24 protein-coding genes are annotated in these 25,468 nt (G+C 54.6%); 15 read left to right on the plus strand and 9 right to left on the minus strand.

Features of this window, described 5'->3' with window-relative positions; translation table 11 throughout:
* Positions 1–6 precede the first annotated feature (6 nt).
* The 7 genes from H8B15_RS16340 to H8B15_RS16370 all read right to left on the minus strand — a co-directional run bounded on the left by H8B15_RS16340 (position 7) and on the right by H8B15_RS16370 (position 10,827).
* The gene (locus H8B15_RS16340) at positions 7–1,440 is read right to left on the minus strand and encodes a glycoside hydrolase family 30 protein (RefSeq protein WP_187320726.1); all 1,434 of its coding nucleotides are present in this window, start codon (positions 1,438–1,440) and stop codon (positions 7–9) included.
* A gap of 137 nt (positions 1,441–1,577) precedes the next feature.
* Entirely contained in the window at positions 1,578–3,092 is a 1,515-nt protein-coding gene (locus H8B15_RS16345) for a RagB/SusD family nutrient uptake outer membrane protein (protein WP_187320727.1), read from the minus strand.
* Between the two features lie 19 nt (positions 3,093–3,111).
* Positions 3,112–6,537: a SusC/RagA family TonB-linked outer membrane protein gene (locus H8B15_RS16350; protein ID WP_187320728.1), complete on the minus strand. Its 3,426-nt coding sequence runs from the start codon at positions 6,535–6,537 to the stop codon at positions 3,112–3,114.
* Positions 6,534–7,559 carry a FecR family protein gene (locus H8B15_RS16355; RefSeq protein ID WP_187320729.1) on the minus strand — a complete coding sequence of 342 codons (1,026 nt, stop codon included), beginning with the start codon at positions 7,557–7,559 and terminating at the stop codon, positions 6,534–6,536. Before H8B15_RS16355 ends, H8B15_RS16350 begins: the two co-directional genes overlap by 4 nt.
* 79 nt (positions 7,560–7,638) lie before the next feature.
* On the minus strand, positions 7,639–8,235 hold the full coding sequence (locus H8B15_RS16360; RefSeq protein ID WP_187320730.1) for an RNA polymerase sigma-70 factor: 597 nt from the start codon (positions 8,233–8,235) through the stop codon (positions 7,639–7,641).
* A gap of 314 nt (positions 8,236–8,549) precedes the next feature.
* Positions 8,550–9,929 (minus strand): NAD(P)/FAD-dependent oxidoreductase, encoded by a 1,380-nt coding sequence (locus tag H8B15_RS16365; RefSeq protein WP_187320731.1) that lies wholly within the window; start codon positions 9,927–9,929, stop codon positions 8,550–8,552.
* A 214-nt stretch (positions 9,930–10,143) separates the two neighbouring features.
* Positions 10,144–10,827, minus strand: coding sequence for a peptidase associated/transthyretin-like domain-containing protein (locus tag H8B15_RS16370; RefSeq protein ID WP_187320732.1), 684 nt, complete (start codon positions 10,825–10,827; stop codon positions 10,144–10,146).
* A gap of 109 nt (positions 10,828–10,936) precedes the next feature.
* On the opposite strand from H8B15_RS16370, the gene H8B15_RS16375 reads away from it, so the two are divergent.
* The 14 genes from H8B15_RS16375 to H8B15_RS16445 all read left to right on the plus strand — a co-directional run bounded on the left by H8B15_RS16375 (position 10,937) and on the right by H8B15_RS16445 (position 23,742).
* Positions 10,937–11,335, plus strand: coding sequence for an ArsR/SmtB family transcription factor (locus H8B15_RS16375; RefSeq protein ID WP_185282486.1), 399 nt, complete (start codon positions 10,937–10,939; stop codon positions 11,333–11,335).
* Between the two features lie 131 nt (positions 11,336–11,466).
* The gene (locus H8B15_RS16380) at positions 11,467–11,781 is read left to right on the plus strand and encodes a (2Fe-2S) ferredoxin domain-containing protein (protein ID WP_187320733.1); all 315 of its coding nucleotides are present in this window, start codon (positions 11,467–11,469) and stop codon (positions 11,779–11,781) included.
* 53 nt (positions 11,782–11,834) lie between these two features.
* Complete coding sequence (locus tag H8B15_RS16385) at positions 11,835–12,530, plus strand: YjjG family noncanonical pyrimidine nucleotidase (RefSeq protein WP_187320734.1); 696 nt, start codon at positions 11,835–11,837, stop codon at positions 12,528–12,530.
* A 194-nt stretch (positions 12,531–12,724) separates the two neighbouring features.
* Complete coding sequence (pruA, locus tag H8B15_RS16390; protein ID WP_187320735.1) at positions 12,725–14,389, plus strand: L-glutamate gamma-semialdehyde dehydrogenase; 1,665 nt, start codon at positions 12,725–12,727, stop codon at positions 14,387–14,389.
* 828 nt (positions 14,390–15,217) lie between these two features.
* Positions 15,218–15,634 carry an NADH-quinone oxidoreductase subunit A gene (locus H8B15_RS16400; RefSeq protein ID WP_187320737.1) on the plus strand — a complete coding sequence of 139 codons (417 nt, stop codon included), beginning with the start codon at positions 15,218–15,220 and terminating at the stop codon, positions 15,632–15,634.
* 53 nt (positions 15,635–15,687) lie between these two features.
* Positions 15,688–16,242: an NADH-quinone oxidoreductase subunit B gene (locus tag H8B15_RS16405; protein WP_216859179.1), complete on the plus strand. Its 555-nt coding sequence runs from the start codon at positions 15,688–15,690 to the stop codon at positions 16,240–16,242.
* 89 nt (positions 16,243–16,331) lie between these two features.
* The gene (locus tag H8B15_RS16410; protein WP_187320738.1) at positions 16,332–16,901 is read left to right on the plus strand and encodes an NADH-quinone oxidoreductase subunit C; all 570 of its coding nucleotides are present in this window, start codon (positions 16,332–16,334) and stop codon (positions 16,899–16,901) included.
* A 203-nt stretch (positions 16,902–17,104) separates the two neighbouring features.
* Positions 17,105–18,286, plus strand: coding sequence for an NADH dehydrogenase (quinone) subunit D (gene nuoD / locus H8B15_RS16415; protein ID WP_246455572.1), 1,182 nt, complete (start codon positions 17,105–17,107; stop codon positions 18,284–18,286).
* A 22-nt stretch (positions 18,287–18,308) separates the two neighbouring features.
* Positions 18,309–18,866 (plus strand): NADH-quinone oxidoreductase subunit NuoE family protein, encoded by a 558-nt coding sequence (locus H8B15_RS16420; protein WP_187320740.1) that lies wholly within the window; start codon positions 18,309–18,311, stop codon positions 18,864–18,866.
* Between the two features lie 50 nt (positions 18,867–18,916).
* Positions 18,917–20,257 carry an NADH-quinone oxidoreductase subunit NuoF gene (gene nuoF, locus H8B15_RS16425; RefSeq protein WP_187320741.1) on the plus strand — a complete coding sequence of 447 codons (1,341 nt, stop codon included), beginning with the start codon at positions 18,917–18,919 and terminating at the stop codon, positions 20,255–20,257.
* A 115-nt stretch (positions 20,258–20,372) separates the two neighbouring features.
* The gene (locus H8B15_RS16430) at positions 20,373–21,374 is read left to right on the plus strand and encodes an NADH-quinone oxidoreductase subunit G (protein ID WP_187320742.1); all 1,002 of its coding nucleotides are present in this window, start codon (positions 20,373–20,375) and stop codon (positions 21,372–21,374) included.
* Positions 21,375–21,465: 91 nt separating this feature from the next.
* Positions 21,466–22,548 (plus strand): NADH-quinone oxidoreductase subunit NuoH, encoded by a 1,083-nt coding sequence (gene nuoH / locus H8B15_RS16435; RefSeq protein ID WP_187320743.1) that lies wholly within the window; start codon positions 21,466–21,468, stop codon positions 22,546–22,548.
* Positions 22,549–22,565: 17 nt separating this feature from the next.
* On the plus strand, positions 22,566–23,144 hold the full coding sequence (locus H8B15_RS16440; protein ID WP_187320744.1) for a NuoI/complex I 23 kDa subunit family protein: 579 nt from the start codon (positions 22,566–22,568) through the stop codon (positions 23,142–23,144).
* A gap of 88 nt (positions 23,145–23,232) precedes the next feature.
* Positions 23,233–23,742, plus strand: coding sequence for an NADH-quinone oxidoreductase subunit J family protein (locus H8B15_RS16445; RefSeq protein ID WP_187320745.1), 510 nt, complete (start codon positions 23,233–23,235; stop codon positions 23,740–23,742).
* Positions 23,743–23,802: 60 nt separating this feature from the next.
* On the opposite strand, the gene H8B15_RS16450 is transcribed toward H8B15_RS16445, so the two are convergent.
* Positions 23,803–24,180: a hypothetical protein gene (locus H8B15_RS16450; RefSeq protein ID WP_187320746.1), complete on the minus strand. Its 378-nt coding sequence runs from the start codon at positions 24,178–24,180 to the stop codon at positions 23,803–23,805.
* 55 nt (positions 24,181–24,235) lie between these two features.
* Positions 24,236–24,838, minus strand: coding sequence for an RNA polymerase sigma factor (locus H8B15_RS16455; RefSeq protein ID WP_246455564.1), 603 nt, complete (start codon positions 24,836–24,838; stop codon positions 24,236–24,238).
* A gap of 245 nt (positions 24,839–25,083) precedes the next feature.
* Here H8B15_RS16455 and nuoK point away from each other — a divergent pair, with 245 nt between their 5' ends.
* Positions 25,084–25,416: an NADH-quinone oxidoreductase subunit NuoK gene (gene nuoK, locus H8B15_RS16460; RefSeq protein ID WP_185282471.1), complete on the plus strand. Its 333-nt coding sequence runs from the start codon at positions 25,084–25,086 to the stop codon at positions 25,414–25,416.
* Positions 25,417–25,468 lie beyond the last annotated feature (52 nt).

Here is a 25,468-nt window from a genome sequence, read left to right on the forward strand (position 1 = left end):
CTAGGCCTACCACACGTAAGTGCCGGCCGCGCCAGCCGCCAGCGTCGCGCTTGCCGTCTTATCGTGGTAGCGGATGCCGAACGTTTGCGGCGTTTTCTGGTCGTTCTGCACCAGTAACACGGTTTGCCCGGTAGGCGTGCGGAACGCTACGTTCGGCAGCGTGCCTTCGGCCGTGGAGGCAATACGGACCGAGCCCGGCCGCACAAACTTGCTACCATGCGCAATGGTATAGTAGGCCACGTTCCGTTGCACTTGGTTGCCATTTAGCGTGATGGCGCCCAGGCACTCGGTGCAGCCGCCGGGCGTGTGGGGGTTCTGCTCAGGGTCGGCAGCTAGGTTCCACTCCAGCACCGTTTTGGCCCAATTGCGGGTAGCCCCAATCATCAGCGTTTTCATGTGCCAGCCCAGGTTATCCTCAAATTTGGACTTCGACCCTACCCATTGCTCCGTGAAGTAGACATTCTTCTCAGGGTAGGCGTCGTGGACTTTTGACAGCGCCTCGATAGGACCAGCGTAGAGGTGAAACGCTGAGCCATCGACATACTTGCGCGCCTCGGGGTCGTTGAGGATGGTAAGGGGGTAGTCGGGCCGGTCGGCGTTGTGGTCGTAGGTGATAATCTTCGTGTCGATTTTCGCGGCTTCGAAAGCTGGTCCCAGGCTTTTTTTGATAAACTCGGCCTGTTGCTCGGCCAGCATGAGCAGGCTGGGGTTGTTGCCGGGGTGCAGGGGTTCGTTCTGCACCGTAATAGCATCCATGCGGATTCCTTCGGCTTTCATACCCTGCACATACTTCACGAAGTACTGCGCGTAGGCCTCGTAGTACTCTGGTTTCAGCGAGCCGCCTTTGCTGTTGCCGTTGGTCTTCATCCAGGTAGGCGGCGACCAGGGCGAGCCCAGAATTTTGATGCTGGGATTGATAGTCAGAATCTCTTTTAGCACTGGAATCAGATCCTTGCGGTCGGGCGCCAGGCTGAACTTGGTAAGCTGTGAATCGGTCTGGCCTTCGGGTACATCGTCGTAGCTGAACACCACCGGATCGAGGTCCGAGGCGCCAATGCTCACGCGCAGGTAGCTTACGCCAATGCTACCATCAGCCTTTGGGTCGAACAGCTCCTTCAGCAGGGCCGTGCGCTCGGCCTGGCCCATTTGGTGCAGCAGGGTAGCGCTACCGCCCGTGAGGCAATACCCAAAGCCATCAATGCTCTGAAACTTCTGGTTATCGTCTACTTCAATGGTGGCGGGGGTAGCATTAGTAGCCGTGAATTTCAACGTATTCGGCTGACGCTGAAACAGCATGGCTTGGTCGGGTGTGGTAACCCATTGCGTGACGCCCGCGCTTTTGCCGGTGCCAGCCATCGGCTGCTGGCAGCTGGTAGCGCCTGTCAGCCACGCTCCGCATAGCGCCAGCGGTAGCCACGCCTTTCGAAAATTGGTTTGCATACAATAGGTAGGAAAGTGAGAAACAGAACAAAAAAAGGAGCCGGCCCGCGCCCCTAACATTGCGGAACCGGCTCCCTATCACGCCGCTGGGAAGGTGTATGCCCAGCGGACGTGAAAGCCTTGGCTATAGCAGAAAATTAATATCCAGGATTCTGCTGTAGCTGTGCGTTGTTGTTAATCTCGGCCTGAGGCAAAGGAAACAGCAAATAATTGGCATCAGGACGGTTGAGGCGTTGCTGGATAATATCCAGTGCTGTCACAGCGTGAGCCCCAGCTTCTGCTTGGTTGTGGCGGGCATAACGCAGCAGGTCGTACCACCGCTCCCCCTCGAAAGCAAGTTCCAGACGGCGCTGCCGGTCAATCTCATCACGCATCGCCTTTTTGCTGGCATACTGCGGCGAAACAGGCGTGAGGGCCGCTAAGCCCGCACGAGTGCGCACAAGATTCAACTTTTCCAAGACATCGGCCGAGGGTCCTGCTTGTTCGTTGGCGGCTTCCGCGTACATCAGCAATACATCAGCGTAGCGCAAGATATACGTGTTGTCGGGGCTGTTGAAGGCGTTTGGTGCACCGGGCCACTTGTACACAAAAGGGCCCAAGTCATTAGAGCTTGCACCTCGACTTCTACTAGAACTCAATACAAAGCTCGCATAATCACGCCGTACGTATAAAACTGTATCAACCCTCACAGTAGTAGTACTCACTCGACTCCAACGACGGTCATTTACCGTGTCAACCACGGACGTTAGATCCGTTGGTTTCTCATTCTCTTTTGACAAGAACAGTGTTGGAATGTTGAATTTAGGGAAGGAGTAAGTAGCTGGCGGAGATGGTAGCAATAGATCGGGCAAGATGTTATTACCATCCGCATTGCCTTGGTTCTGGACTTCCAGAATTGTTTCGGACACTTTGTTCTCTGCCGGGAACAATCCTTTAAAATTTGTCACAAGAGAGTACCGACCGGTGCTGATAACCTTGTTGGCAGCCGTTACAGCTGCTCCCCATTGCCGTTGCGTTAGGTATACCTTGGCTAATAGCGAGTTCACAGCCCCATTTGTCACCCGATTTGCATTGCTGGCTGGTACAGCCGCATCAGCGGCTGTCAGGTCGGCCACAATCTGGGTATACACTGCCTCAACCGTTGCCCGAGGTAGGGCTATAACCGATTGCTCACCGCTTTCAGTTGGCTCTAAGCGCAGCGGCACACCGCCGTACAGCTTCACCAGATTGTAGTAGTGCAAAGCCCGCAGGAAATACGCCTCCCCTAGAATCTGTTTTCGGCGCGCCTCATCCATTGTAATGGTAGGCACATACCGGATAACTGCATTGGCCCGGTTGATACCCAGGTAGGAGTCGCGCCAGATGTTGTACACTTGGCTGGTAGTAGGCGTCCAGGAAATGCGGTCCAGCGATGCTACGTCGCCGTTGTTGCTAGTACAGTTGTCGGAGGGCATTTCGCCTACTGCAATCAAATCCTGACTATATAGGCCAGTGCCTTGCAGCGCATCGTAGGCAGCCGTTAGGCCAGCTTCGGCGTCGTCGGCGCTCTGGAAAAAGTTTTCCGGCGAAATAGAGGGTAGTGGTGGCTTATCCAGAATATCGCAGCTACCAAGCAGTACTAGGGCAAAAACGGGGATGAATATCTTTTTCATGGGTAGAATGAAACTCAGATTAGAAATTGGCATTCAAGCCTACCGTGTAGGTACGTGCCTGCGGATACACACCAAAGTCGCGACCAAGACCAGTCGATGAGAAGGGGTCGGCACTTACCTCTGGGTCATAGCCCGAGTAGTCAGTCCAGGTTAGCAAGTTCTGGCCGCTCACATATACACGCAGGCTGCTGATACGGGCCTTGTTGATAATGCTTGTGGGTAGGGTATAGCCCAGCGTCAGGTTTTTGAGGCGCACGTAGCTACCATCTTCAATCCAACGGTTGGAGAAGCGGCCGTTGTTATTTGGGTCGTTATAGACTGCCCGCGGAATAGACGTATTCGTGTTCGTTGGCGTCCAGCGGTCCAGCACCGTTGTCAACTGGTTCACTGGGCCCGTCAGAGACTCCAACGCCTGCCGGTTGGCATTGTAGATATCATTGCCGAAACTACCTTGGAAGAATACGCTCAGGTCAAGTCCTTTGAAGCTGAAGGTGTTGGTAACCCCTGCAATGGCTTTCGGGTTAGGATTGCCGATGATGGTGCGGTCGTCGTTATTGATTACCCCATCTCCGTTTACATCTACAAAGCGAATATCACCCGGCTGTGGATTGTTTGGTTGGGTAGGAGCACTGCTAATCTCATCTTGCGTTTGGAAGATGCCTTGCGTCTTAAAGCCATAGAAAGAACCCAGTGGCTTGCCTTTTTGCGAGATGCTATAATCGTAGATAATGGTTCGATCTACTAAATCACCTTCGTCGTTTGCCAACGTGCCCAGGTCTAGTATTTTATTGCGGTTCAGCGACACGTTTAGGTTTGTTGACCACGTGAAGCCGCCATTCTGCCCTTGCACATTGGCCGTGTTCAGCGCAAACTCAAGCCCTTTATTCTCAACCGAGCCTACGTTTTGAATGATGTCCAGTACCTGAGCACCGGTGCTTGGAGCAAGTGGTACGCTCAGCAATAGGTCTTTCGAGCGTTTCAAGTAGGCATCTGCTGTCAGCGTGAGGCGGTCGTTGAACATGCCTAAATCCAAGCCCAGATCATACTGATTAGAAGTTTCCCACTTCAACGAACGGTTACCAATCCGATCGGGCCGGATACCTCCTTGCACCGTACCACTATTCCCTGTGTAGTTAGCGCCTACCACATAGGAGCTGAAACGCTGGTAGGTGTAAGACAAGTCTTGGTTGCCATTGCTACCAAAGCTACCCCGCAGCTTCAAATCTGATACTTTACTGTTCTGTGGGAAGAAGTTTTCCTTGGAAATACGCCAGCCCAGGGCCACAGCCGGGAAATAGCCGTAGTGCTCGTCGAAACGGCTGGTACCATCTTGGCGCAAGCTCACGGTAGCCAGGTAGCGGTCTTCGTAGCTATAAATAGCACGCGCAAAAAGGCTGGTGAGGCCCCATTCTTCTTCGTAGCTGCTCGTGCCTAGGCGCTCCGTACCAGCCGATAGGTAGGGCACGGCATTGGAGGCATAGCCCCGCACAGAGGCATTGGAAGCAAAGCGGTTTGATGCCTGCACCGACTGCCCTACCAACAATTGCAGACTGTGTTTGTCGCCAATGTTGGGGTTGTAGGTAACCGTGTTTTCCCAGAGCCAGATGTTTTGCAGCGTTGTGCCCGTGCGGCCGCTGCCGCGAGTAGAGGCATCAGCGCGCGAGGTTCCAGGATAATTACGGGTAATAAATTCGTTCTCCAGCTGCGTGCGGAAGTCGATACCAATGGAGGAGCGTACCTGTAGGTTCTTTAAGATATTGTACTCCCCAAATACGTTGCCGATAACCTGGTAGCTCAGCGACTTATTACTGCTTTCCAGCAAGTTACCTACTGGGTTATCCGACAAGGAGAAGGGGTTCAGCCCGTATGTACCGTTGGCATCCCGTACTGGAATAGTAGGGATTTGTGCCAGCGTGCCTAGTACTGTACCCGAGTTACCAAGCCCCAACTCGCTACGTACACTCCCGTTGGTATTCGTCCGGCTCAGGTTTAAGTTGGTTCCTACCCGAAACTTCTCACCCGCTTTTTGATCAAAGTTCAATTTGAAGTTGAAACGGTCGAAGCCCGAATTCAGAATAATACCATCCTGTTTGAAGTAGCCGCCACCTACATAATAGTGCGTTTTGTCGGTACCACCACTCACATTCAACTGATAGTTTTGAATAGCAGCGGTACGGTATACTTCATCCTGCCAATCCGTATCGTAGGGTGGCAGGTTGTTTAGGTCTGGATAGCCAATGGCCGCGCCGGCGTTGGCCTGCGACTCGTTGTAGTACTCTGCAAACTGCCGGGAATTCAGTACATCCAGCTTTTTGCGCAGGCTTTGCACCCCATAATACGCATTGAAGCCTACTTGCGGCTTGCCAGAGCGTCCACGCTTCGTGGTGATAACTACCACACCGTTAGAGGCGCGCACCCCGTAAATAGCGGCAGCAGCACCATCCTTCAGTACGTCAATCGACTCGATATCTGCTGGGTTGATAGCATTTAGCGGGTTAGGCTTCTGATTACCCACGCTCAACTCCCGATCGTAGGTAGGCAGCACAGGCACACCATCAATTACATACAGCGGCGAATTGCTGCTATTAAGCGAGCTGTTACCGCGAATCCGCACGTTGATACCTGCGCCCGGAGCACCGGTTGGTGCTGTTACCTGCACGCCAGGTGCCTGGCCTTGCAGTGCCTGATCGAAGCCAGCTACTTTCTGCCGCTCAATCTGCTGGGCACCTACTGAGGAAACCGCAGTCGTCAACTCTTGGCGTGCTAAGGTACCGTAGCCTACTACCACTACCTCGCCCAGTGCCTTAGTATCCTCTACCAATGTCACGTTGAGAGCGGTAGTAGCACCCGCCACAGGCACCTCTTGGCGCACATAGCCCACATAGCTAAACACCAGTGTGCTACCTTCTGGCACTGTTAGAGAAAACCGACCTTCAACATCGGTCGAAGCGCCGTTGGCTGTGCCCTTCACGACTACCGTTACACCGGGTAGTCCTTCACCATTGGCCTGCGTTACGCGTCCAGAAACCGTTACATCTGCCACGGAAACGTTTGCAGTTTTTGCCGTGGAAACAGTATTCGAATTTTCTACAACCAAGTAATAATCGGCGCGCAACTTCTTGAACGTCAAGGCTGCCTGCGGTAGCACTTCGGCCATCTTAGCGTCTAGCGTGGCGCCATCGGCTTGGGCAGGCACGCGTTTATTACGCACTAGGTCGCTCTCGTAGAAGATGGTAACGTTGTATTCCTTTTCCCACCGACCAAGCAGGTCTTTCAACGCTACCGTTTCGGCGCGGGAAGCGGTCCGCTGATTGGAGTAGTTGGCGGCCAGCAGCTGGGTAGGGGCAGCCAGCACATCTGGGGTAGGGACCAGCAGCGCGCACACTGCCGTCGCGGAGGCCGTACGGACGACTCGGCCGCACAGTCGGGTAGTAAATGGGGTCATAAGCTAGGTTTGGGGGAATTATGATCCGAGAAAATGAGGCGATTCTGCTGGCGCTGAATCGTTAGGTGAAATGTCTCTTCTAAGGCTTGCAACAGCACATCCAGCTCGCCAATGGGCACAGTGCCAGTAATGCGGCGGTTCTGTAACTCGGGTGTTGCAAGGACTACTTCCACGCCATAAGTGTCGTGCAGACGGGTGGCCAGCTCAGCAATGGTGGTTTCATCGAATACTAGCTTGCCATCTTTCCAGGAAGTATAGGGCGCAGCAGCCACCGTCGTTTTGCGCACGGCAGCCTCAGGCTGCCGGCTGTTCATCTCCACTAGTTCACCGGGTTGCATCACTAAGTCGGGGCGGTGGTCGGCGGCCTTAAACTTGAGCTGCACCTTGCCTGACACCAGCATTACACGAGCCTGCTCCTGGCGTCGGTATACGGCAAACTTGGTCCCCAGCACTTCCACCTGCATACCATCTGGGGTGTGCACAATGAAGTGTTCATCGCTAGGTAGGTGGCGCACCGAAAAGTATGCTTCGCCATCCAGCCAGACCTCCCGCGGCTGACCAGTAGCCCATGCTTGGGGGTAGCGCAAGGTAGAGTGACCATTCAGCGTCACCTCCGTGCCATCGGATAAATGTAGGGTACGTTTCTGGCCGTAGGCGGTGGTTTCGGTGTGGGCAACGGCTGCTACCGGTGTGGTGGACGGCGTACCGTACTGCCACCATAAACCGCCTACAGCCAGCCCGCCAACTATAGCCGCTGCGGCGGCCCAGGGCTGCCAACGCCAAGCAGCGGTACGCCCCATTTGCTGGTGCAGCGAGGTAAGCAGTGCCTCGTAATCGGGTTCATCGTGTAGGGCAGTTGCAGGCTCCGTTTCCAGCGTATGCCAGTGCGCACGCATCCACTGCTCTGCTACAAGCTGATTGGTGGGCTCGGTAAGCCAAGCGCGTACCGCTGACGCTTCAGCCGGCGTAGCTTGGTCGTGCACATAGCGGTTGAAAAGTTCCTGCGTAACGAGTGGCAGCATAGGTTAGCAGAGTAAAGCGGCTGGATATAGGTACTACACCCCAGCCGCTCAACACCCTGACTGCTCCCGCAGAAAAAAATCAAAAAGAATTTATTGAAATCAGCAACGGCAATATTATCAGCGCGTTACCGTGCAATTTAAAATATAGTCGCAGAAATTTTAGGGCTTGCGCCATCTGCGTTTCCACTGTTTTCACCGATATGTTCAGCTCACGAGCAATTTCGGGATACGATAGACCTTGTTGCCGGCTGAGGGTAAAAATACGACGGCGTTTGGGCGGTAGCTTGGCTAGCGCAGCCAGATATACCGTTTCCAACTCGGCATACTCCACCTCTTTTTCGGTGTTGCCTTGTGCGGGTGGCACGTGGCGCAAAAAATCTTGGTAGGCAACCTGATGCTGCGCGTGGCGCAACTGGTTTAGAATGAGATGATGAGCGGTAGTAAAAAGGTACCCTTTCAGGGGCACATCGTCGCGCAGTTCATGGCGCTTTTCCCAGATCTTTAGGAAGCACTCCTGCACAATCTCTTCTGCTGCTGCTTTAGACTTCAAATAGCTATAGGCAAACCGGTACACGCGCGGACTGTAATGACGAAACAGTGCGTCGAACGCTCGGCCGTCGTCGTGGCGTAGACGGCTTAGCCAAGCAATATCCGGAAAATCCAGTATAGCTTTCAAAGAAGGAGAGAAAGAAACGAAGTCCTAAATGTACTTAAAAGTAGTTTCTTACCGGTTTAAGTAAGAAAGCTACTAGTTGTTTTCGTTCTCCTTTCTTCTCCACAGATTTTCTTACCCACCAGACTTTTACAGTCACAAGATCTGCAAGATAACGTTGTGCAGATTCCACTTGTCAATTGTAAAGTTGCCGCATCGTGTGTACCATCTGTAACACTGGCATGGCGGCTGAGTTTGACACAATCTTTTGCACATAGCTGATGCTGCCAGCTTGTTACTGCAGGCTATCAAGTGTCAACTTTTATTTTCACACTATCTTATCCTTTCACTGGCTCCTGCAAAGCCGGCGGGGTAGGATTATACTGCGGTGTGGCGTTCAGGTGCTCTGCTGCCGACTGCCCGCTGTGCTTTTTATAATCGCGGCGCTTGTAAGGCCGAATAATCAGGCGCAGCGCCTTATCGGAGCTGAAGTAGCTAATGGCCCAGCTGATGAGCGTTACGACCTTGTTGCGGAAGCCGATGAGCGTCATTAAGTGCACAAACAACCAGGTCAGCCACCCGAAAAAGCCGCCAAAATGGATGTCTTGGGGCAAATCGACTACCGCCCGGTTGCGACCCACAATGGCCATGGTACCCTTGTTGGTGTAGTCGAAAGGCTTGAGCGGCTCCTGTTTCAGGATACGGCCCATGTTGGCGGCTAGCTGCTCGGCTTGCTGAATGGCCACTGGCGCCAGCATGGGGTAGCCCTTGGGCATGGCATCGGTCACCATGTTAGCCACGTCGCCGATGGCATAAATATTTGTGGTGCCCGTCACTAGGTTATGATGGTCCACATTGATGCGCTTATTACGGGTAATTTGTTGATCCGAAAAGCCAGGCAGGGCTGCCCCATTCACGCCAGCGGCCCAAATCAGGTTTTCTGTTCGAATGAAATCCGTATCAGAAATATAGGCTTTGCCATCCTCGAAACGCTTGGCCGAGGTATTGAGCCGAATATGCACCCCCATCTCGTCGAGGTACTTGTGCGCCGTTTGTTGCGCTTCCTTCGACATGGGCCCCAACACGGCCTCGCCGGCCTCAATGAGGTAAATTTCCATCTGCTTCAGGTCCAGCTCGGGGTAGTCCTGGGGTAGCACGTCTTTGCGCATCTCAGCCAGCGAGCCGGCAATTTCTACACCCGTAGGGCCACCGCCCACAATCACCACATTCAGCAGCGCCTGCCGCTTGGCGGGGTTGGCTTCCAGCACCGCCCGCTCGAAGTTCTGAAACAGGAAGCTGCGCAGATTCAGGGCATTCGGCACGCTCTTGATCTGCATGCCGTTTTTCTCGATGGTGTCGAGGCCAAAGAAATTGGTGACCGAGCCCGTAGCCAGCACCAGGTAGTCGTAGCCGATTTCGCCGATGTCGGTTACGATGGTATTGCGGTCCGGCTCTACGCGCTGCACATCGGCCAGGCGGTAGAAGAAGTTTTCCTGACCCGCAAAGATTTTCCGAATGGGGTAGGCAATACTATCGGCCTCCAGGGCGCCAGTGGCTACCTGGTAAAGTAGCGGCTGAAAATTATGGTAGTTGTTGCGGTCCACTACCACTACCTGTACGGGTTGGTTGGCTAGCTCTTTGGCCAGGCGTAGTCCGCCAAAACCACACCCTACAATCACAACCCTCGGAAGCGAGGAAACAGGCAAATTCGTATCCATACAGTAAAGCGTAGGGGCGCACGGCGCGCCCGTCATTGCGAAATTCGGTTGCGCCCGTTGCGGCAACCATCCATCAACTCGCTGGTACGCAACTTCCGGCTTTTGGACGATACTCCGCCCAAAAAACCGCTGTGTTTCGCCTATATACATAAAAACGTCCCTTCTCAAAAGGAGAGAAGGGACGTTTCGCCTACGCTACCAAACGTGCGGCGGCCTAGTAATCATCGCCGGCCTTTTTCTTGAATTCGCCGTTTTTCACCTGATTAATTAATTGCAACCAACTGAAGGGGTTCAGCAGGGGGTTGTTGGTGTAGGGGGTAGCCCCTTGGCCCATGCGCCGCTGCTGGTCGTATTGCTGCATCTGCATGGTTTGGCGGTAATTGGCCATGCTGGAGGTAGGTAAGGCAATGAACAGCCGGCGCATCACCTCAGGACTAAGGTTGGCCGCGGCTGAAGAACCCTTCTCATCGGGTAGGCGCAGGGCCAGAAAGGCCTCTTTGAATGCCTTTTCCGTGGCATATGGGAAGATGCGCACCTCCGGTAGCACCGTAGCATCTTCCTTCAGCTGAATAATCACAGAGTAGCTTTGCCGCGGGTAATCGGGTGGAATAACTACCCACTGGTTACCGTAGCCCAGCGACCGAATCACGATGCTGTCGCCGGCCAGCACGGGCAGCGAAAAGTAGCCGTACTCGTTGGTTAGCGTCCCGCGCCCGGCCTTGGGCACAAATACGGCCGTGCCAGGCACGCCCAGCAGCGAGTCGCCAGTGGCGATGATTCCGGAAAACTGCACGACCGGCCGCTTACCCTGCGCTTGCGCAGCAGAGGCGGCCAGCAGCAGGAGCAGCAGCGCCACTACCCCGGCAAAAGCCCTACGAAAAGAGAAGGAAACAGACATAGAACACATTACAGATTACAAGTATACGGCGGATTGAAGGGTAGGCACTCGGATTGACGTAAATTTGTCGGACCGCTCCTTACCTCCTTCCTTCCAATTCAAACAAAAGATGCGCCTAAAACACTTCACCGTTGCATTAGGGTTGCCCATTTTTAAAGCATTCGGCGACGAAAGCCGACTCCGTATCCTGCATTTACTATGGCGTAATCAAGAAATGTGTATTTCTGACCTGGAACAAGTCTTAGACTTCACTCAAACCAAAACCTCCCGCCAATTATTGTATCTGAAGAATGCTGGCATGGTTAACTTCCGCCGCCTCGACAATTGGGTATTCTATTATATCAAAGACGAGGTAGGCGATGTAGTGCAGCAGTTGCTGGGCTACCTAGAGCGCGATGCCCAGCTACGCCACGACCAGGAAACCTACCAAACGCTATGGTCGAACCGGGAGCTGGCTGCTTATAAACTGCAAAACCGCCGCTGGAAAGGTGAAGCTGAGGTGAAGTAGTGAGATGGTAAGTGGTGAGTAGTGAAATTGTGAAGTAGTGAGTTTGTACTCCTTCACTCGTTACGTCAACTTATCCGGCGTGCTGGTCGTTTGCAGTTCACAACTTCACCACTCACCATCTCACCTTTCCCGTGTACGCTCATCATATTTTCGTTTGCACCAACCAGAAAAGCGGCGTTGGCGACGACGTGGCCAAGACGTTCAAAAAAGAGCTGAAAAAGCAGGACCTCAAAAAACTGCTTAGCGGTGGTAAAAAACGCAAAAACCGTGTGCAAACCACTGGCTGCCTCGACGTGTGCAAGCACTGCAAAAAAGGCAATGGCGCGGCCGTGGTGTTCTACCCCGAGAACATCTGGTATGGCGACGTGCTCCCCAAAGACGTGGCCGACATTGTAGCCGAGCACCTGGGCGAAGGCCGACCGGTGCAGCGCCTGCGGTTAGAGTAGGTCTCTCTTATACGCCTACTTCCTGCTATTTATTCTTAACTGCCTACCCCAACTTGAAAACGTACCACCACCTGTTTTTCGACCTCGACCACACCCTTTGGGATTTTGAAACCAACTCCGAGGAGGTGCTGCGCTTTCAGTACGACGACCACCGGCTGGCGCGCTATGGTTTCACGGTAGAGCAGTTTATGGCGTACTATAGCGAGGTGAATCACGCGCTGTGGCGGCTATACCAGGGCAACAAAATCACGCAGCAGCAGCTGCGCAGCACCCGGTTTGCGCGCACGCTCACCAAGCTGGGCGTGCCCGAGGACGAGCTGCCGGCTGGTATGTCGGACCAGTACACTTCCCTCCTACCCCACAAAACGGCCGTGTTTCCCTACACTTTTGAGGTGCTGGACTACCTGCAAGCCAAGGGCTACGCGCTGCACTTACTGACCAATGGTTTCCGGGAGATTCAACACCTGAAGCTAAGCGCAGCCCGTCTAACGGATTATTTTCAGGAGGTTATTACCTCCGAATGCAGCGGCTGCTTGAAGCCCGACGGCCGCATGTACCAGCACGCCCTGGACCGCGCCGGCACCACAGCCGCCGACAGCCTCATGATTGGCGACAACCTGGAATGCGACGTGCTGGGTGCCGCCAACGCCGGCCTCGACCAAGTGTATTTCAACCCCGCAAAACGCCGTCATTTCGCTCAGACCACCTATGAAATTGCGTGTTTGAGCGAGTTGAAGGAGATTTTATAAAACCAAACCCGCGTGTCATCCTGAGCGCAGCGAAGGACCTTCTCACGGCAGAACGACAAGCGTAACAACGACTTTTTCTACTGTGAGAAGGTCCTTCGCTGCGCTCAGGATGACACGCGGGTTTGGTTTTAGCTACCTTTGCCCTAGCCTACCTCGGCCAAAAACCGAAAACTATTACCGAAAAACCACCCGCTATGGCCAACGCCTTTTTCAACGTCCCTACCCCCATCAACGAGCCTGTGAAGGGCTACGCGCCCAACTCGCCCGAGCGCATCGAACTGTTGAAGATGCTGAAGGAACTGAAGCAACAGGAGCGCGACATTCCGATGCACATTGGCGGTCAGGAAGTTCGTACGGGCAAGACCCTCCCCATCAACCCACCCCACGACCATCAGCACACACTGGGCGTTTTCCACGAGGGCGACGCCTCGCACGTGCAGCAGGCCATTGATGCGGCCTTGGCCGCCCGCGAGCAGTGGGCTGCCCTACCCTGGGAGCAACGTGCCGCCATCTTCCTGAAAGCTGCCGATCTGCTGGCCGGTCCCTACCGGGCGCGCATCAACGCGGCTACCATGCTGGGCCAGAGCAAGAATGCGTTTCAGGCTGAAATCGACGCGGCCTGCGAGTTGATCGACTTTTTCCGCTTCAACGTGCACTACATGCAGGAGTTGTACCGGCAGCAGCCGGAGTCGGCGCCGGGTATGTGGAACCGTTTGGAGCACCGCGCCTTGGAAGGCTTTGTGTTTGCCCTCACGCCCTTCAACTTCACCTCCATTGCCGGCAACCTGCCTACCTCGGCAGCTATGATGGGCAACGTGGTGGTGTGGAAACCCGCCTACACGCAAATCTACTCGGCGCAGGTGCTGATGGAGCTGTTCAAGGAAGCCGGTGTGCCTGATGGCGTCATCAACCTGATTTATGTGGATGGCCCTGTGGCTGGCGACGTCATTTTCAACCACCGCGACTTCGCCGGCATTCACTTCACCGGCTCCACGGGCGTGTTCCAGACCATCTGGAAAACCATTGGCGAGAACATTCCCAAGTACCGCAGCTTCCCGCGCATTGTGGGCGAAACCGGCGGCAAGGACTTTATTGTGGCCCACCCTTCGGCCCATGCCAAGGCCGTGGCTACAGCCATTACGCGCGGGGCATTTGAGTATCAGGGCCAAAAGTGCTCGGCCGCATCGCGGGTGTACCTACCCTCCAACCTGGCCGACGAAATCCTGGGCTACGTGAAGGAAGACCTGGCTTCGTTTAAAATGGGTGATGTGGAGGATTTCTCCAACTTCATCAACGCTGTTATCAGCGAGGCATCGTTTGATAAGCTTGCCAAGTATATCGACGGCGCCAAGGCCGATGCTGAAGCGGAAATTGTGGCCGGCGGCGGCTACGATAAGTCGAAGGGCTACTTCATCGAGCCTACCGTCATCGTAACTAAAGATCCGCAGTACGTAACCATGTGCACTGAGCTGTTTGGCCCGGTAGTGACCGTATATGTGTACGACGCCGACCAATTTGAGCAGACCCTGGAGCTGGTAGATTCTACCTCACCCTACGCCCTCACCGGTGCCATCTTCTCGCAAGACCGTTACGCCATCGACCTAGCTTCGAAGAAACTGGTGAATGCCGCCGGCAACTTCTACATCAACGACAAGCCCACTGGTGCCGTGGTAGGCCAGCAGCCCTTCGGCGGTGCCCGCGCCTCTGGCACCAACGACAAAGCCGGCTCTATCCTGAACCTGCTGCGCTGGGTGTCGCCGCGCGCCATCAAAGAAACCTTCGCACCCGTCACGGACTACCGCTACCCTTTCCTGGGCTCGGAGCCACAGGAAGATTTGAACCGCGACAAGGGCCTGTAAGGCAGCTTGAACTTGACATAGAAACGTCGCTCCGGTTTTCTGGGGCGACGTTTTTTGTTTGAATACTGTTCTCATGAAGAACTAGATTCAAGACTAGCCACGCGGCGGCCGATCAGGCATTGGCTCGATATTCAGTTCAACATAAATGTCTATCAGTGGCCATTCGATTCCTAACTCCGGCAGCACTATAGTATCGTCGGGGCTGCTCAGCGGCGTGTGTAACTATACTCCCGACAGTTCCTTTCGATACCATTCCACTAGCACGCATTGGCCGCCACCAATAGGTAGTGCTGCAATAGATGGCAGCGGGTGTAGCGGTTGAATTTCCAGGACTCGGTCGTGGTTTTCCGTACCCGGTGACAGCACTTCTATGCTATATCACGCTATATCACTGGCTGATGCACCATATTCCTATCGGGTGAGTCGTCGGGGCGGTAGATTACCATCACGTCGGGGTAAGTGCAAAGCTCGCCTTCTGCTATTGCTATACGTACGTTCTCATCATGCACCCGGCAGCCTCTGCCGCGCAATCCTAATTGTAGACTTGTTACACTTATGATGTTGTGCGTCCCATTCGTGTCCGACATCACAAACACCTCCCCTCGATAATATCCGTGGCGCAATTCAGATTGCTCTTCCAGTTAGAGGTTCTTCCACAGAATAAAAGCGCGAGGTGGATTGCTGCTATTCTATAGAAATACGGTGTCGTGAGGCTTCTAAATATACCCCTTTCCTACCTCGGCCTATTCATCTTTGTTCCAAACTATCCAAACCCTACCTTTGCTTCCTACTGCCTTTTCGTTTGGGCCTCCTTTTATGTCAACCACTATGTTTCTTGCCGTACGTTCTATCGACTATCAGCCCGTCGACTATTTGCCGATGCTGGTACAGTTTGTTCTGGCCATTGCCTTCGTTGCTTTTGCCATGGTGGTGTCTCACTTGGTAGGACCTAAACGTCACAGTAAGGTGAAAGACGCTTCCTGGGAGTGTGGCATCGAGTCGGTAGGCAACGCCCGTACGCCTATTTCGGTAAAGTACTTTCTCACAGCCATTTTGTTTGTGCTGTTCGATGTGGAAGTTATCTTCATGTACCCCTGGGCCGTGAACTTCCGCAAGCTGGGCACCTTCGGCTTCATTGAGATGGTAGTATACCTGGCGCTGGTGATGGCCGGCTTTGGCTATGTAATTCGCAAGGGAATTTTGAGATGGAGTGAAATCCCAACCGCACAGCCAAACTATAAATAGATAACTGGTGTTGGCTTTTTGGGTCTATCTCCCTCATAAACTGACTTTCACGCATGGATACTAGAGTTCCCGAAATCAAAACCGTACCAGCTCCTGAAGGCATTGAAGGCGCTGGCTTTTTTGCCACGTCGCTGGAAAAGGTAGTCGGCATTGCCCGCGCCAACTCGCTGTGGCCCCTACCCTTTGCTACCTCCTGCTGCGGCATCGAGTTCATGGCAACCATGGGCGCCCACTACGATATTTCGCGCTTCGGCTCCGAGCGTCCCAGCTTCTCGCCCCGCCAGGCCGATTTGCTGATGGTGATGGGTACCATTGCCAAGAAAATGGCCCCCATCGTGAAGCAGGTGTATGAGCAGATGGCTGAGCCCCGCTGGGTGCTGGCCATGGGTGCCTGTGCTTCGTCGGGTGGTATTTTTGATACCTATTCCGTACTGCAAGGCATCGACCGCATCATTCCGGTAGACGTGTACGTGCCCGGCTGCCCACCCCGCCCCGAGCAAGTGCTCGACGGCCTGATGCGCGTGCAGGACCTGGCCAAAAATGAATCCTTGCGCCGCCGCAACTCCCCCGAGTATCAGGCGCTGCTGGCATCTTACAACATTAAATAAGCTGTTGGCTGTTAGCTATTAGCTGTTAGCCTCTCCGTAGGTTTCAGCAAAAAGCTAGCAGCTAGCAGCCAATAGCTAACAGCTACACTATGGCTGACCCCATCGAAGAATCTGCCGCCGCCCAGGCCACTGCCGTTGCGCAGGAAGACCCAAACAAGCTAACCAACGCCAAAGTATTGGCTCGGTTGCAGGAGCTTTTTGGTGCCGACACCTTCACTGACGTGGAGGAACCGTACGGCTTGCTGACGGCCACCACCACGCGCGAGCGGATTCACGAGATTGTGCAGACACTGGCTGGTGAGGAGGAGTTGAAAATGCACTTTCTCACAACCATGTGTGGCGTGCATTTTCCCGAAGATGAAGGCAAGGAGTTGAGTATGGTGTACCACCTGCACAGCTTAGTGAACAATGTGCGCCTACGGCTGAAGATTTTCTTCCCGATTGCCGACCCCGTGGTACCTACCCTCACTGACATCTACGCCACGGCCAATTGGATGGAGCGGGAAGCTTACGACTTCTACGGCATTATCTTTCAGGGCCATCCGAACCTTATCCGCATTCTGAATGTGGAAGATATGGACTACCATCCCATGCGGCGCGAATACCCGCTGGAGGATGGTACCCGCGAAGACAAAACCGACCTCTTTTTTGGTCGATAGCAACTATTCTGTCATGCTGAGGAACGAAGCACCTTATCACGGCAGCGTTTAGTAGGTATTTATCTCCGTGTAGCGCAGGCGTGATAAGGTCCTTCGCCACACTCAGGATGACAACACTTGATATGGCAGTAAACGACACTCTCGACGGCACGCATAAGATTGTAGAAGAGGCCCGTGACCAGCATTTTGGGCTGAACGTGCCGATGCTCAACGACTTCAGCCAGGAGCTGACGACCCTGAACCTGGGTCCGACGCACCCGGCTACGCACGGCATTTTCCAGAACATCCTGCAAATGGATGGCGAGCGGATTGTATCGGGTGTGCCGACCATCGGCTACATCCACCGGGCCTTCGAGAAGATTGCGGAGCGCCGCCCGTTCTACCAGATTACGCCGCTAACCGACCGCATGAACTACTGCTCGTCGCCCATCAACAATATGGGCTGGCACATGACGGTAGAAAAACTGCTGGGCGTAACGGTTCCCAAGCGTGCGCAATACATGCGCGTGATTATGATGGAACTGGCCCGCATTGCCGACCACTTGGTGTGTAACGGCATTCTGGGGGTAGACACGGGTGCTTTCACCGGCTTCCTCTACGTGTTCGAGGAGCGCGAAAACATCTACGAGATTTACGAGGAAGTCTGCGGCTCGCGCCTGACGACTAACATGGGTCGGGTAGGCGGCATGGAGCGCGACTTCTCGCCGGTGGCCATTCAGAAGCTGCGCACGTGGCTGAAACGCTTCCCCGACGTAATGCGCGAGTTCGAGAAGTTGTTCAACCGCAACCGCATTTTCATGGACCGCACCATTGATGTGGGCGGCATTACGGCAGAAAAAGCGTTGAACTACGGCTTCACCGGCCCCAATCTGCGGGCTACTGGCGTCGACTACGACGTACGCGCCATGAACCCGTATTCTTCTTACGAAGACTTCGACTTCGAAATTCCGGTAGGTACCAAGGGCGATACGTATGACCGCTATTTGGTGCGCAATGCCGAAATCTGGCAGAGCCTGCGCATCATTGAGCAAGCTTTGGAAAACCTCCCGGAAGGCCCTTTCCACGCCGACGCGCCGCATTATTACTTGCCGCCCAAGCAGGCTGTGTACAAAAACATGGAAGCGCTCATCTATCACTTCAAGATCATCATGGGTGAGATTGATGCGCCGGTAGGTGAAGTGTACCACTCCGTGGAGGGTGGCAACGGGGAGTTGGGTTTCTACCTGATTTCGGATGGTGGCCGCACGCCCTACCGCCTGCACTTCCGTCGGCCCTGCTTTATTTATTACCAGGCCTACCCCGAAATGGTGGTGGGTCAGTCGCTCTCCGACGCCATTCTCACGCTGTCGTCGATGAACGTAATTGCCGGCGAACTGGACGCCTAGTATGCCGCTGAATCTGACTGATATGGAATCTACGAACGCCCCCGCCAAGCCTCAGTTTTCGGCTGCTGCTCAGGACGAAATCAAGCGCATCATTACGCACTACCCCGCGGACCGCAAGAAGTCGGCGCTGCTGCCGGTGCTGCACATTGCCCAGGCCGAGTTTGGGGGCTGGGTGAGCCCCGAAGTGCAAACGCTGGTAGCCGAAACGCTGGACCTGAAGCCCATTGAGGTGTACGAAGTAGCCACGTTCTACACCATGTTCAACCTGAAACCGGTAGGCAAGCACGTGCTGGAAATCTGCCGCACCGGCCCTTGCATGTTGCGCGGCTCCGACGAGCTAACGGCTCACTTGGAGCGCCTGACGGGTGCCAAGGTAGGCGGCGAGACCTCACCTGACGGCCTATTTACATTGAAGGAAGTAGAATGCTTGGCTGCTTGTGGCTTTGCTCCCATCGTGCAGGTGCGGGAGAAGTACTACGAGCAGCTCGATACGCCCGAAAACGTGGATGCCATGCTCACCGAGCTACGCAACATGGTGCACCGTCCTATCCTTCCTTGGGAAGCACTGGCGCAGAATTAATCGGGCAGGAAAATTAGACGATTGGCGAATAGCTACTAGCGCAGACTACTATGGGACGCAAACTGCTGACTGAACATATTAACGTTGAAGGCATTGACACGTTTGAGGTATACCGCAAGCACGGCGGCTACCGCTCAGTGGAGAAGGCCTTGAAGACGATGACCCCCGACGAGGTGGTAGAGGAAGTGAAGAAGTCGGGCCTGCGTGGGCGCGGCGGCGCGGGCTTCCCTACCGGCCTGAAGTGGAGCTTCCTAGCGAAGCCCGAAGGCGTGCCGCGCCACTTGGTGTGCAACGCCGACGAATCAGAACCGGGCACGTTCAAAGACCGCCATTTGATGTCGAAGCTGCCGCACTTGCTCATTGAGGGCATGATTACGAGCAGCTACGCGCTGGGTGCCAACACGTCGTATATCTACATTCGGGGCGAACTGTTGTACGTGCTTCGGATTCTGGAAAAGGCCATTTCCGAAGCGTATGCCAACGGTTTCCTAGGCAAGAACATCCTCGGCTCAGGCTACGACCTGGATTTGCACGTGCACCCTGGTGGTGGCGCTTACATCTGCGGCGAAGAAACGGCTCTGCTCGAATCGTTGGAAGGCAAGCGTGGCAACCCGCGCAACAAGCCGCCGTTTCCGGCTGTGCAAGGCCTGTATGCTCGCCCCACGGTGGTAAACAACGTGGAGTCGATTGCGGCGGTAGTGCCCATCGTTAATGATGGTGGCGATGAATACGCCAAGTTAGGGGTAGGCAAGAGCACCGGTACTAAGCTGTTCTCGGCTTGCGGCCACCTCAACAAACCTGGCATCTACGAAATTGAGTTGGGCGTGCCAGTTGAAGAGTTCATCTACTCCGATGAATACTGCGGTGGCATTTGGAAAGGCCGTGAGCTGAAAGCAGTAGTAGCCGGTGGCTCTTCCGTACCTATTCTACCCAAAGAGCTAATTTTGAAGACCGCAGCCGGCGAAAACCGCCTGATGACCTACGAATCCCTTTCCGACGGCGGCTTTGTGACGGGTACTATGCTGGGCTCAGGTGGCTTTATTGCCATGGACGAAACCACGTGCATCGTGCGCAATACCTGGAGTTTCTCGCGGTTCTACCACCACGAAAGCTGTGGACAATGCTCGCCTTGCCGCGAAGGCACTGGCTGGATGGAAAAAGTACTGCACCGCTTGGAGCATGGCCATGGCCACATGGAGGACATTGACCTCCTTGTGAGCGTAGCCAAGCAAATCGAAGGTAACACGATTTGCCCGCTGGGCGAAGCCGCCGCGTGGCCGGTAGCTGCTGCTGTGCGTCACTTCCGCGACGAGTTTGAGTGGCACGTAACGCACGCCAAGGAAGCCGCCCGCCCCGGCGCGGTCTACCCTAGTAAAGCAGTACTGGCTTAACTGTCATGCTGACGAAGGAAGCATCTTATCACGGCTGCTTTCGTCAACTTCACTAAAACTATTGCGGCGCTGACGTGATAAGGTCCTTCGCCCCGCTCAGGATGACAAGTAAATAATGGCTAAAATAACCTTCGACGGCATTGAGATTGAGGTTCCTGATGGAACCACGATTATGAATGCGGCCCGCACCGTAGGCGGTAGCATTGTGCCTCCGGCCATGTGCTACTACACGCCGCTAAAAGGCTCGGGCGGCAAGTGCCGCGCCTGCCTAGTGAAAGTAACGGCCGGTTCTACCAAAGACCCACGTCCCATGCCCAAGCTGGTGCCCTCGTGCATCACCTCGGTGCAAGACGGTATGGTAGTAGAGAACACCGTGAATCAGCAGGTGCTGGACGTGCGCAAGGGCATCGTGGAGATGCTGCTCATCAACCATCCCCTCGACTGCCCTGTGTGCGACCAAGCCGGTGAGTGTGATTTGCAAAACTTTGCTTTTGAGCACGGTGTGAGCACCACGCGCTATACCGAGGAACGCCGCACATTCGATAAAATAGACATCGGGCCGCTCATTCAGCTGCACATGACGCGTTGCATCTTGTGCTACCGCTGCGTGTACACGGCCAACCAGGTAGCCGGCGACCGAGTACACGGCGTGCTGGGCCGCGGCGATGCTGCCGAAATCGGCACCTACATCGAAAACATCATCGACCAGGACTTCTCTGGCAACGTCATCGATGTGTGCCCGGTAGGCGCCCTCACCGATAAAACCTGGCGCTTCAAGCAGCGCGTGTGGTTCACAAAACCCGTGAATGCGCACCGCGACTGCCCCAAATGCTCGGGCAATGTGCTGCTGTGGTACAAAGGCAAAGACGTGCTCCGCATAACCGCCCGCAAGGACGAGTATGGGGAGGTGAAAGAGTGGATCTGCAACGAGTGCCGCTTCGAGAAAAAGGAAACTTCGGACTGGACTATTGAAGGCCCCGCCCACATCGACCGTTCTTCCGTTATTTCGGCTAACCACTACGAGTTGCCGGTGCTTAACCACTCGGTAGTAGCCGACTTGCCTGAAAGCACGCAGCGCGAGCTGGAAAAGAACCCACCCCTGAAATTAGGATCGTAGGGGCGCGTTGCACGCGCCCGTGTGGGCGTTGCTACCCTAACTTCTCTATTTACCAACTATCAAAACGGGCGCCTGTAAGACGCCCCTACCCATGCTAGAACTTCCCGCCCTCGGCTGGCAATCCATCGTCATCTTCGTGGTCTTCGCGCTATCGTTGCTGATTGCCACGTATTGCACTTACGCCGAGCGCGTAATTGCGGCCTTTCTGCAAGACCGGGTAGGCCCGGACCGCGCCGGTCCTTACGGCTTGCTCCAGCCGTTGGCTGATGCCGTGAAGATGTTCACGAAGGAAGAATTCTTCCCGCAAAACGCCAATACGGCGCTGTTCATCTTTGGCCCGTGCCTGGCCATGATCACGGCCCTAATGTCGTCGGCAGTTATTCCGTTCGGCAACGTATTGTCATTTGGCTCCAACTACTTCTTTTTGCAAGGCATTGAGGTGAACATCGGGATGCTGTGGGTGTTTGGCGTGGTTTCGCTGGGCGTATACGGCATCATGATTGGCGGCTGGGCGTCCAACAACAAGTTCTCACTACTCGGTGCTATCCGGGCGGCTTCGCAAAACATCAGCTACGAGCTGGCTATGGGCATGTCGCTGATTGCGGTGCTGATGATTTCGGGCACGCTGTCGTTGCGCGATATCACCTTACAACAGTCGGTGGCGGGCGAGTGGCATTTCTGGAATATTGTGAAGCAGCCCTTGGGCTTTATCATCTTCCTGGTGTGTGCTTTCGCTGAAACCAACCGCACGCCCTTCGACTTGCCCGAGTGCGAAACCGAGCTGGTGGGTGGTTATCACACCGAGTATTCGTCGATGAAGCTGGGCCTCTACCTATTCTCGGAGTATGTGAACATCTTCGTGGCTTCGGCTGTGATGAGCGTGCTGTACTTCGGCGGCTTCAACTTCCCCTTTCAGTATGAATTGCGCGACTGGTTGGTAAGCAACCAGGATTGGACGCTGGCCGGCGCCCAGAACCTGATTACCATCCTGGGTACCGTGCTACTGTTCGGGAAGATTTTCGGTTTCATCTTCTTCTTTATGTGGGTGCGCTGGACCTTACCCCGTTTCCGCTACGACCAGCTGATGCGCCTGGGCTGGACCATTCTCATCCCCCTGTCCATCTTCAACATCCTGCTCACCGGTGGTCTGATTACCTTCGGTATCATTCAGTAGGCTTTTGATCTGACCTTATGCAATCCCTTAGCAATAGAGCCAAGCAAGTTGAAAAAAAGCCGATGACGCTGGCCGAGCGGGCCTACCTGCCGGCTATCTTTCAAGGCTTAAGTATTACGATGCGGCACTTCTTCATGAAGAAGCCGACCATACGCTACCCCGAAGAGCAACGGCCCTTTTCGCCGGTATTCCGCGGCCTGCACGTGCTGAAGCGCGACGAGCAGGGTAGGGAGCGGTGTACTGCTTGCGGCCTCTGTGCCGTAGCCTGCCCCGCCGAGGCCATTACCATGGTGGCTGGCGAACGAAAAAAAGGCGAGGAAGGGCTGTACCGCGAAGAAAAGTACGCCATCAGCTACGAAATCAACATGCTCCGCTGCATCTTTTGCGGCCTCTGTGAAGAAGCCTGCCCGAAAGCTGCCGTATACCTGCAAGCCGACAAAATGGCGCCGCCGCGCTTCGAGCGCGACGAGTTCATTTACGGCAAAAACCGTTTGGTAGAGCCGGTTTCGCCGGACAACCGCTCGAAGCGCGGCATCCAGCTCACAGAGGAACAAGCCCAGCAGCTACGCGCCAAGATGGACGCCCAACTGGCGTAATCTCCTTCTTCATAACGACTAATACACCCTACCCTTCCTTGCAAAAGGAGGGGCATTGGTTTCCCGCTTTTAGTCATAGCTTTGCCCTATGTCCCCACTTTTCCTTTTTCTGTCGTTTTTGGCGCTGCTGAGCGCGCTGGGCGTGGTCATCGCCAAGAATCCCGTGCACAGCGTGCTATTCCTGATTCTGACATTTTTCGCTTTGTCGGGGCACTACCTGATTCTGAACGCGCAATTCCTGGCGGCTGTGAACATCATTGTGTATGCAGGCGCTATCATGGTACTGTTCCTGTTCGTGATTATGTTCCTGAACCTGAACGCCGAAACGGAGCCTAAAAAACCGATGCTGGCCCAGATAGCTGCCGTTATTGCAGGTGGTTCGCTATTGCTGGTATTAGTAGCTGCTCTCCGCAACGTGGAGCCAGTAGGCTACGATGCCGCTACCTTTGATTCGCAAATTGGTATGGTAGACCGTCTCGGTTTGGTGCTCTACGATCAGTACTTGCTACCTTTTGAACTGGCTTCCATCCTTTTCCTAGCTGCCATGGTAGGCGCTGTAATGCTGGGCAAGCGCGAAACCGGCGAACGAAATTTCTAGAAATTCCTTTTTCTATAAAAGCGAAAGCGGCAATTGAGGTTTCAGTTGCCGCTTTCACTTTTATACCTCCTTCTGCGTAGCTAATGGCTCTTCGCCAAATTTCCGGCGCATCCAGGCTGGACTACAGGCGCCGTGCATTTTCTGGCGAAACTTCTCCTGTTCCTCCGGCGTCATGGTAGCCATGCGACCGGCAATTTTCTGCTTCCAGGCGTTACGGCGGCGGGCCCAGCCAGCCCCGCCCCTACCCCAACCACCGAACAGGATACGCGAAAGCAACAGCAGCCCCAAGCCTTGCCAGAAACTGATAACCGGACCATTGAAGATTTCTGGTATGAGCTTATTCCACAAGACCATGAAAAACTGACCAACCACTGCAATAAATACAACGGCGAAAATGGCGAATTTGAGGCCGCGTAGCAGCCAAGAAGAACGGTTCATTGTTGAGTAATAAGGGTATGTGCTAGCGCAGTATTTTGCTGTTGAAAACCAAACGCTAATCCGTAAAGAGCTCGGTATACAGTTTTTGCAGGCGCTTGCGCAGGTGCTGCACGGCGTAGTGCTTGCGCGAAATCAGGGTTTTGAGCGGTACGCCGGTTTCCTCTTCCATTTCGCGGAAGCTTTTCTCTTCCAGTTCGTGCCAAATAAACACCTGGCGCTGAGCGGGCGGTAGCTCCTCCAGCGCGGCGGCCAGGGCTTCCATCAGCGTTTCGCGGAGCAAGCGGTTTTCGGGTGCGTCGTTGGGAGCCGGCAGGATGTCGGCGAGCAGCAGCGAATCGTCTTCATCCGTGCCCGTTGCGTGCAGTTCGTCTTCTAGCGAAGCAGTCTTCTTTCGGCGATACAGGTCGGTGATGCGGTTACGCGCCACCCGAAATAGCCACGCTGCTGCTTGTTCTACCGGCTTCAAAAGCCGGTAGCTTTCCACCAGTTCAGCAAAAACGTCTTGCAATACGTCTTCAGCCTCGGCCTCATTGGGAATACGACGGCGGATGAAGGCCAGCAGCCGGGTGCGCTGTTCACGCACGGCTTGCTGAATCTGCCGGTCCTGGTGGCCTGCATCCATGTAGGCATTATCGAGCATGAGGGGTAGCGTTTCCATTCTGCTAACACAGACGGATGAAGGCCGAAAATACTTGAACAAACCCACACATTTTCTTCGGGATGAGCACGTCTCAACCTTATTGGCACAGTGGCAATTATTCTCCTTTCTCTTACTAGTGCTCGTTACGGTCAGCCACTAATAGGTTAGACTGGTTCCAAATCACGTTTTACAGTGGGGCTTTTCTATTTTTCCGATACCTTTGCCACCTATACTGTACCGCCCCCGTCGGCAAACCCCACCGCATGGACCAGACCATTCCGGAAGTAATCCGCACCGTACCGCTCCAGTACTACGTGTTTTTCGCCACGGCCCTGTTTGCCATCGGCGTGACGGGCGTGTTGATCCGGCGCAATGCCATCATCATTTTCATGTGCGTAGAGTTGATGCTGAACGCCGTGAACATTCTGCTAACAGCCTTTTCCGCCTACCGTGCCGATGCCAACGGGCAGGTATTCGTGTTTTTCATCATGGCCGTAGCCGCCGCCGAAGTATCGGTCGGACTGGGCATTATCGTGATGATCTACCGCAATTTCCAGACTACCGACGTCAATCTGCTCAGCCGACTAAAGTTTTAAAGTAGGGACTTGGGGTCTTAGGGTCTTGGGGACTTGGTTTTTTCGTTCTATT

It is taken from the genome of Hymenobacter citatus (assembly GCF_014333615.1).
Taxonomy (GTDB): Bacteria; Bacteroidota; Bacteroidia; order Cytophagales; family Hymenobacteraceae; genus Hymenobacter; species Hymenobacter citatus.